The sequence below is a fragment of the Nonomuraea rosea genome, assembly GCF_039539705.1.
GTDB classification, from domain to species: Bacteria; Actinomycetota; Actinomycetes; order Streptosporangiales; family Streptosporangiaceae; genus Nonomuraea; species Nonomuraea rosea.
The window spans coordinates 360,032-373,265 of the sequence record NZ_BAABDQ010000003.1; the positions used below are offsets into that span (position 1 = coordinate 360,032).

General features: G+C 71.1%; 14 protein-coding genes. 9 read left to right on the forward strand and 5 right to left on the reverse strand.

What is annotated here, in order from left to right; all coding sequences use genetic code 11:
* Positions 1-86: 86 nt before the first annotated feature.
* Positions 87-1,139: a LacI family DNA-binding transcriptional regulator gene (locus tag ABEA43_RS09135; protein ID WP_345560205.1), complete on the reverse strand. Its 1,053-nt coding sequence runs from the start codon at positions 1,137-1,139 to the stop codon at positions 87-89.
* 97 nt (positions 1,140-1,236) lie between these two features.
* On the opposite strand from ABEA43_RS09135, the gene ABEA43_RS09140 reads away from it, so the two are divergent.
* Genes ABEA43_RS09140 through ABEA43_RS09160 form a run of 5 tightly spaced genes read left to right on the forward strand, consistent with a single transcriptional unit; the run spans position 1,237 to position 5,778 of the window.
* Positions 1,237-2,463, forward strand: a complete 1,227-nt coding sequence (locus ABEA43_RS09140) for an amino acid ABC transporter substrate-binding protein (protein ID WP_345560206.1) — start codon at positions 1,237-1,239, stop codon at positions 2,461-2,463.
* On the forward strand, positions 2,460-3,338 hold the full coding sequence (locus ABEA43_RS09145) for a branched-chain amino acid ABC transporter permease (RefSeq protein WP_345560207.1): 879 nt from the start codon (positions 2,460-2,462) through the stop codon (positions 3,336-3,338). The genes ABEA43_RS09140 and ABEA43_RS09145 overlap by 4 nt, the downstream gene beginning before the upstream one ends.
* Positions 3,322-4,311 carry a branched-chain amino acid ABC transporter permease gene (locus ABEA43_RS09150; RefSeq protein WP_345560209.1) on the forward strand — a complete coding sequence of 330 codons (990 nt, stop codon included), beginning with the start codon at positions 3,322-3,324 and terminating at the stop codon, positions 4,309-4,311. The genes ABEA43_RS09145 and ABEA43_RS09150 overlap by 17 nt, the downstream gene beginning before the upstream one ends.
* Complete coding sequence (locus ABEA43_RS09155) at positions 4,308-5,039, forward strand: ABC transporter ATP-binding protein (protein WP_345560211.1); 732 nt, start codon at positions 4,308-4,310, stop codon at positions 5,037-5,039. The genes ABEA43_RS09150 and ABEA43_RS09155 overlap by 4 nt, the downstream gene beginning before the upstream one ends.
* On the forward strand, positions 5,032-5,778 hold the full coding sequence (locus ABEA43_RS09160) for an ABC transporter ATP-binding protein (protein WP_345560213.1): 747 nt from the start codon (positions 5,032-5,034) through the stop codon (positions 5,776-5,778). The genes ABEA43_RS09155 and ABEA43_RS09160 overlap by 8 nt, the downstream gene beginning before the upstream one ends.
* Before the next feature lie 6 nt (positions 5,779-5,784).
* Here the strand turns inward: ABEA43_RS09160 and cydB are convergent, their stop codons facing one another.
* The 3 genes from cydB to ABEA43_RS09175 all read right to left on the reverse strand — a co-directional run bounded on the left by cydB (position 5,785) and on the right by ABEA43_RS09175 (position 9,095).
* Positions 5,785-6,666 (reverse strand): cytochrome d ubiquinol oxidase subunit II, encoded by an 882-nt coding sequence (cydB, locus tag ABEA43_RS09165; RefSeq protein ID WP_345560214.1) that lies wholly within the window; start codon positions 6,664-6,666, stop codon positions 5,785-5,787.
* Between the two features lie 11 nt (positions 6,667-6,677).
* Positions 6,678-8,021 (reverse strand): cytochrome ubiquinol oxidase subunit I, encoded by a 1,344-nt coding sequence (locus ABEA43_RS09170; protein WP_345560216.1) that lies wholly within the window; start codon positions 8,019-8,021, stop codon positions 6,678-6,680.
* Between the two features lie 192 nt (positions 8,022-8,213).
* Positions 8,214-9,095: a polysaccharide deacetylase family protein gene (locus ABEA43_RS09175; protein WP_345560218.1), complete on the reverse strand. Its 882-nt coding sequence runs from the start codon at positions 9,093-9,095 to the stop codon at positions 8,214-8,216.
* A 126-nt stretch (positions 9,096-9,221) separates the two neighbouring features.
* Here ABEA43_RS09175 and ABEA43_RS09180 point away from each other — a divergent pair, with 126 nt between their 5' ends.
* The 4 genes from ABEA43_RS09180 to ABEA43_RS09195 all read left to right on the forward strand — a co-directional run bounded on the left by ABEA43_RS09180 (position 9,222) and on the right by ABEA43_RS09195 (position 12,310).
* Positions 9,222-9,944 (forward strand): SRPBCC family protein, encoded by a 723-nt coding sequence (locus ABEA43_RS09180; RefSeq protein ID WP_345560220.1) that lies wholly within the window; start codon positions 9,222-9,224, stop codon positions 9,942-9,944.
* Between the two features lie 254 nt (positions 9,945-10,198).
* Positions 10,199-11,095, forward strand: a complete 897-nt coding sequence (locus tag ABEA43_RS09185) for a hypothetical protein (protein WP_345560222.1) — start codon at positions 10,199-10,201, stop codon at positions 11,093-11,095.
* Positions 11,096-11,178: 83 nt separating this feature from the next.
* Positions 11,179-11,850, forward strand: a complete 672-nt coding sequence (locus ABEA43_RS09190) for a DsbA family oxidoreductase (protein ID WP_345560224.1) — start codon at positions 11,179-11,181, stop codon at positions 11,848-11,850.
* 55 nt (positions 11,851-11,905) lie between these two features.
* A complete protein-coding gene (locus ABEA43_RS09195; protein ID WP_345560226.1) occupies positions 11,906-12,310 on the forward strand; it encodes a MarR family winged helix-turn-helix transcriptional regulator in 405 nt (134 codons plus the stop codon).
* 109 nt (positions 12,311-12,419) lie between these two features.
* Here the strand turns inward: ABEA43_RS09195 and ABEA43_RS09200 are convergent, their stop codons facing one another.
* Entirely contained in the window at positions 12,420-13,112 is a 693-nt protein-coding gene (locus ABEA43_RS09200) for a thymidine kinase (RefSeq protein ID WP_345560228.1), read from the reverse strand.
* Positions 13,113-13,234 lie beyond the last annotated feature (122 nt).

The following is a 13,234-nucleotide window of genomic DNA, read 5'->3' on the forward strand; positions in this document are numbered from 1 at the left end:
GGATCGATGGGTGGCGGCGGCCGCAAGCGCTTACGGTGACCTTCGAGCGGATCCTAACCCGGCGCGGGCCGCTGTCAAGCGGTCTGTCAAGGGGGTGGCGGGGCCGTGGAGGCCCTGACCACCAGCTCATGCGGGGTGCGGCGGCGGCGCGGGCGCGCGGCGGGTGGCTTGAGCACCAGTTCGAGTGCCTGCCTGCCCATGCCCACCATGGGCAGCCTGATCGTGGTGAGCGCCGGATAGACGTCACGCGCCACCGGGACGTCGTCGAACCCGGCCACCGAGATCTCCTCCGGCACCTTGCGCCCGTCGTTCAGCAGCCAGGACAGCGCGCCGACGGCCATCGGGTCGTTCAGTGCGACCACCGCCGTCAGGTCGGGACGGGCGCGCAGCAGCCTGGCGGCCGCCGCCGCGCCGCCCTCCCTGGTGAAGTCCCCGTGCTCGATGGGGACCGAGCGCCAGTCGAGCCCGGCCGCGCCGAACGCCGCGCGCAGCCCGGCCAGCCGGTCCTCCACCGTGGTCAGGTTGGCCGGGCCGCCCAGCACGCCCAGGCGGCGGTGGCCCAGGCCGAGGAGGTGGCGCATGAGCGTGACGCCGCCGCCGGCGTTGTCGGGCAGCACCGCGTCCACCGGGAGGTGGTGGCGGCCGATCACGGCGGCCCGGCCGCCCGCCGCGATGAACGAGCGGACCTCGGCGGCGATGTCGGCCTCGGTGCGCGCCTCGACGTAGCCGGAGCCGGCCAGCACGATGGAGGTCACCCGGTGGGCGCGCAGCGCGCGGATCCTGGCCAGCTCGGCGCGCGGGTCGCGCTCGGTCTGGCTGATCAGCGCCAGGTAGCCGCGGCTCTCCGTCTCGCGCAGCACGCCCCTGGCGATCTCGCCGAAGTAGGGGTCGCCGACGTCGTGCACGATCAGGCCCACCATGGACGCCTGCCCGCCGGCCAGCGCCCGCGCGTGGCTGTTGGGCACGTAGCCGACCTGGGCGGCGATCGCCTGCACATGCGCGGCGACCTCGGCGCTCACGCCCGAACTGCCCGTCATGGACCGCGAGGCCGTCGCCAGCGAGACCCCGGCGGCCTTGGCGACGTCGATCAGCCGCGGCGGAGAAGCCGGAGAAGGGGGTGGAGAAGATCGCTCTGCCATAAGAACCCCCTTGTACGGGGCCGAATCCCGTGTAATCGTAACCGAAAGCGCTTACGAAAGCGCTTTCGCGGCGCCTCTTCTGACGGGGGTCTCCTCGATGGCAAGGGTTCTGAACGGCCTGGCGATCATCTCGATATGCGCACTGGGGCTCACCGCCTGCGCGAAGACCGACGAACCCGGCGTGGCCTCGCCGGGGCAGCAGCAGGGGCCGGTGAAGATCGGCATCTCCCTCCCGCTCACGGGCGACTTCTCCGAGCCCGGCAAGGGCATCCAGGAGGGCTACCAGGTGTGGGCCGACCGGGTGAACGCCAAGGGCGGCCTGCTCGGCAGGAAGGTCGAGCTGATCTTCCGCGACGACGCCTCCGACCCGAACCGGGTCAGCTCCGACTACGAGTCCCTGATCACGCAGGACAAGGTCAACCTGGTCTTCGGGCCGTTCTCCTCACGGCTGGTGATCCCGGCGGCGAAGGTGGCCGAGTCGTACAACATGTTGTTCGTGGAGCCGGCCGGGGCCGCCAAGGAGGTCTTCGAGCAGGGCTTCAAGCGGTTGTTCTACGCGGCTCCCGCGATCGCCTCCGACCACTACAACTACCTGGCCGACTATCTCATCAAGCTGCCGGCGGACAAGCGGCCGAAGACGGCGGCGTACGCGAGCCTCGACGACCCGTTCGCCCAGGGCACCGCGTACGGGCTGCGCGACAAGCTGGTCGCGGCCGGGATCAAGACCGTCGTGGACGAGGTGTACCCGCCGGAGACCACCGACTTCTCGCCCATCGCCGCCAAGATCGCCGCCGCCGAGCCGGACCTGATCGTGGGCGGCACGCAGTTCGAGGACTCCGTGGGCCTGGTGCGCGCGCTGCAGGAGCTGAAGGTGCAGCCCAAGCTGGCGGCGTTCTCGACCGGGCCGACGCTGTCGGAGTTCCCCGACGCGGTGAAGGGGGCGGCGGAGCACATCATCTCGCCGGTCGGCTGGTCGGCCACGTCGTCGTTCACCGGCAACGCGGAGCTGGTCAAGCGGTACAAGGAGATGTTCGGCGGCGACGCGAACGAGGATGCCGCCAACGGCTTCACCGTGGGCCAGGTCGTCGAGGCGGCGGTGACCGCGGCCAAGTGCGCCGACGCGGCCAAGGCGTGCCAGGACAAGCTGACCGAGCACCTCAGGCAGGCCACGTTCGACACCGTCGTGGGGCCGCTGTCCTTCGACGACCAGGGCAGGCCCGAGCAGGCCCACATGATCCAGCAGTACGTCGACGGCAAGGTCGAGATCGTGCTGCCCGAGCAGGCGAAGACTGCCGGCATCGTCTATCCGAAGAAGCCGTGGTGAGCCTGCTCCTGCAGGGGCTGGCCCTGGGCGTGCTGACCGGCGGGCTCTACGCGCTGCTGGCCTCGGGGCTGTCGCTGTACTTCGGGGTGATGCGGGTGGTCATGGTGGCGCATCCGGCGTTCCTGTTCCTGGCGGCGTACCTGACGTACACGGTGCACAGCACGCTGGGGGTGGACCCGTTCCTGGCGCTGCCGGTGCTGGTGCCGCTGTTCTTCTGGCTCGGCGTGGCGGTGCAGCGGCTGCTCGTCGCGCGGCTGGCGCCGGAGAACCTGGCGATGATGTCGGTGCTGCTGACGTTCGGGATCGCGCTGATGATCGAGGGGCTGCTCGGGACGTTCTACACCGGGTCCTACAAGTCGATCAGCATGGACTACGCGACCAGGTCGCTGACGATCGGCGGCGTGCACCTGCCGTACGACAAGATCATCGCTTTCTGCGTGGCCGGGCTCACCCTGGCGGTGCTCTTCGCGGTGCTGGTCAAGAGCAGGTTCGGGCGGTCGTTGCGGGCCACGATCCAGCATCGGGAGGCGGCCAGGCTGGTCGGCATCCAGACCGAGCGGGTCGCCGGCTACGGCTTCGGCGTGGGCCTGGCCACCGCGGCCGTGGGCGGCACGGTGCTGGCGCTGATCACGCCGTTCTTCCCCGCCTCGCACTGGGTGTGGATCGGCAAGCTGATGGCCGTCATCGTGGTCGGCGGGCTCGGCAGCGTGCTCGGCGCGGCGCTCGCGGCCGTCATGCTCGGCCTGGTCGAGGGCGTCGTGCTGGTCACCGTCGACGCCACCTGGGCGACCATGATGTTCTACGTCTTCCTCTTCCTGACCCTGCTCGCGCGCCCCCAGGGGTTCTTCGGAGGCCGGCTTGCGCATCGCTTCTAGAGGGCTCCTGCCGCTGGCCGCCGTCCTGGCCATCGCCTACCCGTGGCTGGTCCCCAACTACTACCTGGTGTACGCGGGCGCGCTCACCGTCATGTACGCCGCCATGGCCACGTCCTGGAACCTGCTCGGCGGCTTCACCGGCTACGTCTCGCTCGGCCACTCGGCGTTCTTCGGGCTCGGCGCGTACGGGACCGGCCTGCTGGTCACCAGGCTCGGCGTCCCGTGGATCGCGGCCCTGGCGATCTCGGCCCTGCTGGTCACGGTGTTCGCCGTGGGCGTCGGCGTCGCGGCCGTCAGGGTGCGCGGCGCGTCCTTCGTGATCGTCTCGATCGCGCTCGTGTCGATGATGAACCTCGTCGTGCAGGGCTGGCGCTCGCTGACCGGCGGCTCCACGGGGCTCCAGGTGCCCACGCCCTTCCCCGATCTGCACCGGGGGCAGACGCACATCGTGTTCTTCCACCTGTTCTTGGCGCTGCTCGGGCTCGCGCTGCTGACCTGGTGGTACGTCTCCCGCTCCCGCTTCGGCGCCGGCCTGCGGGCGATCAGGGAGGACGAGGACAAGGCGGAGTCGCTCGGCGTGCCCACCGGGGCGTACAAGGTGACGGCCTTCGCCCTGTCCGCCCTGTTCGTGGCGCTGGCCGGCGGGCTGTACGCCCTCTGGTTCGGCAGCCTCGACCCGATCTTCGTCTTCTCCATCCTGATCGGCTCGTACATGGTGCTGATGAGCCTGCTCGGCGGCGTGCGGCAGCTGTTCGGCCCGCTGCTCGGCGCGCTGATCGTGGCCCCGGCGGGGGAGTACTTCCTGATCGCGCTGGGCGAGACGCAGATCCACCTGGCCGCGACCGGCCTGGTGCTCGTGCTGGTCGTGCTGTTCATGCCGGACGGCATCCTGGCCGGGCTGACCCGCAGGCGTGCCGGGCCGTCGATCCCCGAGGAGAGCGCCGGCCAGCGACTCCAGGGGGTGGTCCCGTGACCTCGCTGCGCACGGAGGGGCTGACCAAGTCGTTCGGCGGCGTGCTGGCCGTGGACGGCGCCACCGTCTCGCTGCGCGAGGGCCGGATCAACGGGCTGATCGGGCCGAACGGCTCCGGCAAGACGACGTTCTTCAACCTCGTCACCGGCATGATCAAACCGGACGCGGGGCGGGTGCTCTACCGCGACCGCGACCTCACCGGCCTGGCGCCGCACCGGATCGCGCACGCGGGGCTCGGCCGTACCTTCCAGCTCTGCCGCGTCTTCGCCCGCCTGACCGTGCTGGAGAACATGCTGGTCGCCGTCCGCCGCACCCGCCTGCGCGAGCTGCTGACGGGGCTGCGCGACAAGGGCGAGATCGAGCGGGCCCGCCACTGGCTGCGCAGGATGGGCATCGAGCACCTGGAGGACGCCGAGGCCCGCGACCTGTCCTACGGCCAGCAGAAGCTCCTGGAGCTGGCCGCCGTCCTCATGGCCGAGCCCGAGCTGGTGCTGCTGGACGAGCCGGCGGGCGGCGTCAACCCGGCGCTGATCGACCGCATCGTGGGCCTCGTACGCGACCTGAACGCGGAGGGCCGCACCTTCCTCGTCGTCGAGCACAACATGGACATGGTGATGGGCATGTGCGACCACGTGATCGTCTTCGACCGGGGCGCGCCCATCGCCGAGGGCCCGCCCGCGCTGGTGCGGGAGGACCCGCGGGTGCTGGAGGCGTATCTCGGTGTCTGAGGTTCCCGTTTCTGACGCGTTGTTGTCCCTGGAGGACGTCGAGGCCGGGTACGGCAGGGCCGCGCCGGTGCTGCGCGGCCTGACCGTCACCGTCCGCGCGGGCGAGGTCGTCTGCCTCGTCGGCCCGAACGGCGCGGGCAAGTCCACCGCGCTCAAGGTCGCCAGCGGCCTGCTCGCGCCCAGGTCCGGCCGGGTGCTGCTGGCCGGGCAGGACGTGACGGGCCTGTCGCCGCAGCGGCTGCTCGGCCGCGGGCTCGCCCACGTGCTGCAGGGGCACAGCGTGTTCCGCGAGATGACGGTGGCCGAGAACGTGCGGCTCGGCGGCTACACCGTGCGCGACCAGGCCGTGCTCGGCGCGCGGATCGCGGCGGTCAAGGAGCTGTTCCCCGTCGTGGCCGAGCGGTGGGGGAGCATGGCCGGGCTGCTGTCGGGCGGGCAGCAGAAGCAGGTCGAGTTCGCCCGCGCGCTCATGCTGCAGCCGTCCGTGGTGCTGCTCGACGAGCCGTCCATGGGGCTGGACCCGCGCAACACGCAGACCGTGTTCGACCAGATCGACCTCATGCGCAGGACCGGCGTGGCGGTGCTGCTGGTCGAGCAGAACGCGCGCAGGGCGCTGGAGATGGCCGACGTCGGCTGCGTGCTCGACCTCGGCCGGGTGCACATCTCCGGCCCCGCGCGCGAGCTGGCCGCCGACCCCCGGCTCGGGCGGCTCTACCTCGGCGGCGCCCCCGCCACGTAGGACCCCTCAACGGACGGCGGTCTGCACGCGCTTCCTGAAGACCCAGTACGTCCACCCCTGGTAGACCAGCACGAACGGCAGCGCGATCAGCCCGATCCAGCTCAGCATCGTCAGCGTGTACGACCCCGAGGCGGCCTCGGCCAGCGTGAGCCCCGGCAGCGGCCGGGCCCGCAGCTCGATGAACACCGCCAGCGTGGTCAGCACGATCGCGCCGGCCGTGGCCGCGAACGCCCAGCCCTCCCTGCGCCGCCAGATCAGCGCCGTGGCCGCGGCCAGCCCCGCCATGGCGGCCAGCGCGGGCGGCGTGCCCAGGTTCGGCAGGGCGAACACGGCCACCGGGATGACCACCGCTCCCGCGATCATGGCCACCGCGCGGGCGCGGCGGCGGACCCGGCCGGTGGTCTTCAGCGCCAGGAAGACCGCGCCGTGCAGGAGGCACACCGCCAGCGTGAACGCGCCGCCGACCAGGGCCGCGAGCGCGCTGTCGAACAGCAGGTCGGCGAAGACCGCGCCCCACAGGAACGCGGGCAGCGCGCTGCCCACCACGATGCCCAGGTCGCACCAGCGCGGGTCGCGTACCTTGCCGCGCCACTCCAGGCCGACGCCGCGCACGATCAGGCCGGCCAGGACGAGCGTCACGGGCAGGTAGAACGCGCTGAACACGCCCGCGTACCAGGCGGGGAAGGCGGCGAACATGGCGCCGACGGCGGTGATCAGCCAGACCTCGTTGCCGTCCCACACCGGGCCGATGGTCTCCAGGCTCTGCCGCTGCTCCGCGGGGCTCCTGCTGACGATCGGCGCGAGCATCCCGACGCCGAAGTCGAAGCCCTCCAGCACGAAGTAGCCGGTCCAGAGGAAGGCGATGATGACGAACCACAGATCGATCATTGTCCGGTCCTTCAGTACATCAGCGACGGTTCGCGCTGCTCGGTCGCGGGGACGGGGTCGCGTTCCTCCGCGCCCTGGCGTACGTGCCTGACCAGCAGCAGGACCTCGGCGACGGCGAGCCCGCCGTACAGGAGGGTGAAGATCGTCAGCGAGGTGGCGACCTCGGCGAGGCTCACGCCGGGCGACACGCTCGACGCGGTCAGCAGCTCGCCGGCGACCGTCCACGGCTGGCGGCCGATCTCGCTCAGCAGCCAGCCCGCGATCACCGCCATCAGCGGCAGCGGGAGGGCGAGCAGCAGCGCCCGCGACAGCCAGGACGGGAACGGCCGCTTCCTGCGGGTGAGCCAGAGGCCGAGCACCGACAGGCCCACCGTGGCCAGCCCGAAGACGATCATGACGCGGAACGACCAGAACACCACCTGCTGGTCCGGCCGGTAGTCGCCGGGGCCGAACTGCTGCTCGAAGCGCCGCTGCAGGTCCTCGGTGCCCTGGACGGCGGCGTTGGGGTCGTTGGTGGACAGGAAGCTGAGCAGGCTGGGGATCTCGATGCCGGGGACCACGCTGAACGCCGCGCCCGCCGTGTCGTGCTCCAGCCCCTCGGCGGAGGCCAGCTTCATCGGCTGCTGCTCGTACATCAGCTTGGCCGACATGTCGCCGGTGCCCGCGACGACCGCCCCCGCGATCGCCGTCATGAGGAGCGCGGCCCGCGCGGCGCCGCGCCACATACCGGCGCGCGTCTTGAGCAACTGGTAGCCGCACACGGCCAGCACGAACCCGCCCGCCACGATGAACGCCGCCGCGATCACGTGCGGGACCTGGGCGATCGCGGTGGAGTTGGTCAGCACGGCCCACAGGTCGGTCATCCTGGCCTTGCCGTCCACGACCTCGTAGCCGACGGGGTGCTTCATCCAGGCGTTCGCCGCAAGGATGAAATATGCCGACAAATTTGAGCCGATGGCGGCTGCCCAGATGCACGCCAGGTGCACCTTCTTCGGCAGCCGGTCCCAGCCGAAGATCCACAGCCCCAGGAACGTGGACTCCATGAAGAAGGCCAGCAACGCCTCCATGGCCAGCGGCGCCCCGAAGACGTCGCCGACGAACGTGGAGTATTCGCTCCAGTTCATCCCGAACTGGAACTCCTGCACGATGCCGGTGACCACGCCCATGGCGAAGTTGATCAAGAAGAGCTTCCCGAAGAACTTCGTCAGCCTGAGGTAGTGCTCCTTGCCCGTACGGTGCCAGGCCGTCTGGAGCCCGGCCACGAAGATGCCCAGACCGATGGTCAGGGGCACGAACAGAAAGTGGTAGACGGTGGTGATCCCGAATTGCCACCGCGCCAGATCAAGTGCGTCCATGTTCCCCGTCGACTCCCGAGCTCTACAGGCTGTAGTACATCTACTTGAAGTAGTACTACAGCTTGTAGAGCAATGGGATGCGACCTTGGTCACATCCCGTCCCGTTGGCTGCTGTGTGCACGAGGATCCCGTGCGGGGGCGGCTCGCCGCGTCACCCGCCGGGCTGATTCCCCCGTACGCCGAGGGACGGACTTACCGGGGTGTGGCGGCGTCCAGGTACGCCTGGAGGTTGCCCAGCTCGTAGCCCCTGCGCTTGATCTTGCCGACCAGGATCCGGAAGTCCCTGGCCAGGTTGGGGCGGAAGTGCAGGAGCAGGATGTCGCCCGGGTGGAGCTTCTTGTCGGGCACCTGGTAGGCGATCTTGCCGCCGGGCTGGACGGTGGCGGTCCAGAGCAGGACCGAGGTCACTCCGCAGCTCTTCGCGGCCTTCAGCGTGTCGGTGTTGTAGTTGCCGAACGGCGGCCTGAACAGGGCGGGCCTGGCGCCCAGCTCCTTCTTGACGAGCTGGGCGGCGCCGCAGATCTCGCGCTTCTGGGCGTCGTGGCCGAGCAGGGGGAGGTTGGGGTGGGTGAGGGTGTGGTTCTCGACGGGTACGCCCGCGTCGCGGAGCTGCCGGAAATATCCCCATTTCCCGGCTCCGACGTATCGGGCTGGGCCGCCGGACTCGTCGGGGGTGCCCTTGGCCTCCACGGCGTCGCGCATGGCGAAGGCGGTGATGGGGATGCGCTGGTCGCGTACCTGCTTGACGAAGCCGGGGTCCTGCTCCCAGCCGTCGTCGATGGTCAGGAACACGACCTTGCGCTTGGTGGGGATGGAGCTGATCACGGGCGGGAGGGGGCCGGTGCGGGCGATCGGGCGTACTTCGCCTTTGCGCGGGCGTACGCCGGGCGGGCCTTGGGGGACGGACGGCTTGGGGGTCGCGGAGGGTGACGCCCCGGCGTTCCCCGCCGTCTCGGCGACGCCGGCCGTCTCAGCCGGCGAACAGGCCGCCACCAGCGCCACCGCCACCGCCGCCGCGGCCCCCAGCAGCCGCGTCGTCCTCTGGGGGCGGGCCGTGCGGCTTGCCGGCGTCACCTGATGCTCCCCGCTTCGCCCCCTGCGCATGGAGCACCATCTTGCCAGTCTTGATCCCCAAGGCTTGCCCTCGCTCTGGCAGGTGTTGCCCTTATCCGCCTGGTGGGGCCTGCCTAAAGTAGCCACATGAAAGTGGCGGGCAGTGCCGTGATCGGCGTTCAGAGGGATCGGGTGTGGGCGGCGTTCCAGGATCCGGCGGTGCTGGTGCGCACCATCCCGGGGTGCGAGCGGCTGGAGGAGACGGGGCCGGACACGTACCGGGTGACGGTCAACGCGGGCGTGGCCTCGATCAAGGGCGTCTATCAGGGTGAGGTCGCGCTGACCGACCCGCTGGCGCCCGACTCGTTCACGCTGAAGGCGCGCGGGCAGGGCGCGCCGGGGACGGTGGACGCCACCGTCCTGGTACGGCTGAGCGAGATCGACGGCGGGACCCAGGTGGACTACGAGGCCGACGCGGTGATCGGCGGCATGATCGGCGGGGTCGGGCAGCGCATGCTGGGCTCGGTGGCCAAGCGGACGGCGGGGGAGTTCTTCGCGGCGGTCGAGGAGCACCTGCGCGCCCCGGCCGAAGCGGCCCCAGCCGTCCCGCACGCGGACGTTCCGCCAGAAAGCGGCCTGACCGTCCCGGGCCTCCCTGAATCCGGCGTGACGGCCGGTTCGGCGGCCGGTGTGACGGCCGGGTCGGGGGCCGGGTCGGGGGCCGCTGTGTATGAGCGCCCGCCCAAGCAGCGCACCGAGACACGCCCGTGGGTGATGCTGGCGTCGTTCGGCATGGGAGCGGGGGTCGCGCTCACCGGGGTGGCCGTGGGCTGGCTGCTCGGCCGCGGATCCCGGCACCGCCGCTCGTGACGGCGTGAGCCCGCTGCCGGTCGTGACGGCATGGGCATGCTGCCGGTCGTGACGGCATGGGCATGCTGCCGGTCGTGACGGCATGGGCATGCTGCCGCTCCTGTCGCCATGAGCCACGCCCGGTGTTCCTGGCGGCCTGAGCCACGCCACCGCATGGGATAAGCCGCGCCGCCCGGAGCTTCGGGTGATCGGGGCATTTCGGCGTGGCGTCCAGGACTCTCGCGGAAAAGGATCTCCGGGCGTAGCGTGGCGGTATGCGGCAGGCACACGCTGAAGACGCTCGGACCGAAGCCAGGCGAGTCGTACGCAACCTGCTGGGCGAGGAGCGTCCGACAGCCGAGACACTGATCGGCACCGTGCGCCCGGTGCTCGGCGACGAGCGGACCGACCGCACGTTGGAGCTCGCCCTGGGCGCCTCGCTCACCAGGCGCTCGGCCGAGCTGGCCGCCATCGCCGCCCTGCTGGTCGGCACCCGTGAGCTGGGCGAGGAGTGGTGGACGCGGTCCAGAGGCGGCAAGCTGCCCGCGCCGGACGAGGTGGTGCGCACGGCCGTGGCGATCGAGCCGTGGACCGACCTGACCGCCCTGGAGATGCTGGCCGCCTGGATCTCCGACGACGCCGCCGACCAGCTCTGGGGACAGCCCGCGGCGCAGGTCGATCTCAACTCCTGGCAGGCCGAGGACCGCTTCGAGCTGCCGCCGGGCGTCAAGCCGGGGCAGCGGGTCGTCGTCCACTTCGACGCGGGCGGGCGACTCGACGCGGTCGTCACCCGGCGGGCCGACGAGGACCTCGGGTCCAACCTCGACTTCCATTCCCTGCGTTACGCGCGGCCCGCCGAGGCCCAGTGGAGCTGGGGTGTGGCGGCGGGGCTCGGGCCGCACCGGCTGCCCGGCGAGGATCCCGACCCCTACGCCCGCGAGGTGCCCTCGGCGGCCGTGGGCATCCTGCGGGCCTGGGCGATGCGCCACGGCGCCTCTCGCGAGCAGCTCGGCGAGCGGTGGGCGACGGTCGGCGACGTGGTGGCCGCCATCGAGCGGGTCGACTGGATGTGGCGCAGCGGCGAGTGGTTCGGCTGGTGGCGCGGCGCGTCGGCCCTGGTGGACGACTCCGCGTACCTGCCGTACCGGCTGGAGGAGCTGGCGGCCGGCTGAGCGTTGGCCGATGATAGCCGGAGCTTCGCCCTGCCGTCGCCCCGGCGGGAATCGGGGTCGGGGGCGGCGGGTTGTCTCCGGGTATGAAGGTGGAGATTTTCTCTGATGTCGTGTGCCCCTGGTGTTACATCGGGCATGTCAGGTTCGCGCGGGCGGCCGAGCGGTTCCGCGCCAAGGGCGGCACGATCGAGGTGACGATGCGGCCGTTCCAGCTCAACCCCGACGCCCCGGCGGAGGGCGAGCCGCTGATCCCGGCGCTGGAGCGCAAGTTCGGGCCGAACGCCCGCCAGATGACCGAGCGGGTCGTCTCCGCCGCCGCGGGCGAGGGCCTGGAGCTGGACTACGAGCACGCCGTGAGCTCCAACACGCTGCGGGCGCACCGGCTGATCGAGGTCGCCACCCGCCAGGGGCTCGGCAAGGAGATGGCCGAGCGGCTGTTCGTGGCGTACTTCACCGAGGGCAGGAACGTGGGCGACCCGGACGTTCTGGCCGGGCTGGCGGCCGAGACCGGGGTCGAGGACGACGGCGCGGGGGCCGAGGAGGTGCGCGAGCAGCTTGACAGGGCGCGGGCGCTCGGGGTCACGGGGGTGCCGCTGTTCCTGTTCGAGGGCAAGTTCGCGGTCTCAGGGGCGCAGCCGGAAGACGCCTTCGCGGCCGCGATCGACGAGGTCGCGGAGCGTACGGGGCAGACGCCGATCACTCAGCTCGCCGCCCCGGCCGACGGATGCGACGACGACGGCTACTGCGCGGTCTGAGGGGCGGTCTGAGGGGCGGTCTGAGCGGGCGCGGCCGGGGTGGGAGAATCGTGAGGTGCCGACACGTCGCCTTGGTTACCTGCTCAAGCACGCCAACCTGCGCCTGGCGGAGCTGACCGGCCCGGCGCTGGAGCCGTACGGGATCGACGGGCGCGAGTTCGCGGTCCTGTCGGTGCTGGGCACGCCCGAGCCGCTGTCGCAGCAGGAGGCGGCGCAGCGGCTGGGGATCGACAGGTCCACGATGGTCGCCATGGTGGACGCGCTGGAGCGCAAGGAGCTGGTGGGGCGCCGGCCGCATCCCGGCGACCGGCGCAAGAACATGGTGGAGCCGACCGAGCACGGGCGCGACGTCCTGGAGAAGGGCGCCCGCGCCATGGACGCGGCCGAGGAGGCGTTCCTGGCCGCGCTCCCGGCGGACGACGCGCGCCTGCTCAGGGAGCTGCTCGACCGCCTCGTGTGAACCAAGGCTCGACCGCCTGGTGTGAACCAAGGCTCGACCGCCTCGTGTGAACCAAGGCTCGACCGCTTGGTGCGAACCAAGGCTCGACCGCCTCGTGTGAGACAAGAAGCTAGACCGCCTGCGACGTGCCCTCACCGAGGTGTCCCGAGCGGTGGTGGCGGCGGCAGAGGACCTGATAGCGCACCGCCGAGGCGTCCGTGTCGCCGATGACCACCTGCTCGCCCGTGCGCGCCAGCGTCCCGCCCACGACCCGCGCGTTGAGCAGCCCGGGCCGCCCGCACCAGCACAGCACCTCGACCTGCAGCCGGCACACCTCGTCGGCCAGCTCGAACAGCCGCTGCGCCGCCGGGAACATCACCGACCTGAAGTCGGAGGCCAGCCCGAACGCGTAGACGTCGATGCCGTGCTCGTCCACCAGGTCCGCGAGCTGCTCGATCTGCTCGACCGTGTAGAAGCACGCCTCGTCGCAGATCAGGTAGTCGATCCGGTCGTGCGCGGTCACCAGGCGGACGAGATCGAGGGAGTCCACCACCTCGATCGCCTCCAGCCCGAGCCCGATCCGGCTGGTGATCTTCGGGCCGCCGGAGCGGTCGTGCTTGGTCAGCACGAGGCCGCGCCGGCCTTGGCGTCCGTGGTTGTAGTTCATCTGAAGCGCCAGGGTGGACTTCCCGCAATCCATGGGGCCGAAGTAGAACTTCAGTACGGCATCCCTGGCACCAGACGGCACGGCAGACAAGGCAGACGATTGGGTCACGGGCCGCCAGCTTAGTGGCTTGGCTTGTTCCATGACCTCGTGGGACATTTCTCCCCTGGAGTTATCAGGAGGAACCGTGGTCACCAAGGCACCATCGCCGCCAAGCCGGTCAGGTCGCATGAGATGGTGGTGCCTCCGGCCATCCGCCGTGACAGAGAACGCGCCCCGAG

Excerpts from the sequence above, each read along its gene's own strand:
- ABEA43_RS09135 (WP_345560205.1), bottom strand. The coding sequence starts at position 1,139 with ATGGCAGAGCGATCTTCTCCACCCCCTTCTCCGGCTTCTCCGCCGCGG.
- ABEA43_RS09140 (WP_345560206.1), top strand. The coding sequence starts at position 1,237 with ATGGCAAGGGTTCTGAACGGCCTGGCGATCATCTCGATATGCGCACTG.
- cydB (WP_345560214.1), bottom strand. The coding sequence starts at position 6,666 with ATGATCGATCTGTGGTTCGTCATCATCGCCTTCCTCTGGACCGGCTAC.
- ABEA43_RS09170 (WP_345560216.1), bottom strand. The coding sequence starts at position 8,021 with ATGGACGCACTTGATCTGGCGCGGTGGCAATTCGGGATCACCACCGTC.
- ABEA43_RS09180 (WP_345560220.1), top strand. The coding sequence starts at position 9,222 with ATGAAAGTGGCGGGCAGTGCCGTGATCGGCGTTCAGAGGGATCGGGTG.
- ABEA43_RS09185 (WP_345560222.1), top strand. The coding sequence starts at position 10,199 with ATGCGGCAGGCACACGCTGAAGACGCTCGGACCGAAGCCAGGCGAGTC.
- ABEA43_RS09190 (WP_345560224.1), top strand. The coding sequence starts at position 11,179 with ATGAAGGTGGAGATTTTCTCTGATGTCGTGTGCCCCTGGTGTTACATC.
- ABEA43_RS09200 (WP_345560228.1), bottom strand. The coding sequence starts at position 13,112 with ATGTCCCACGAGGTCATGGAACAAGCCAAGCCACTAAGCTGGCGGCCC.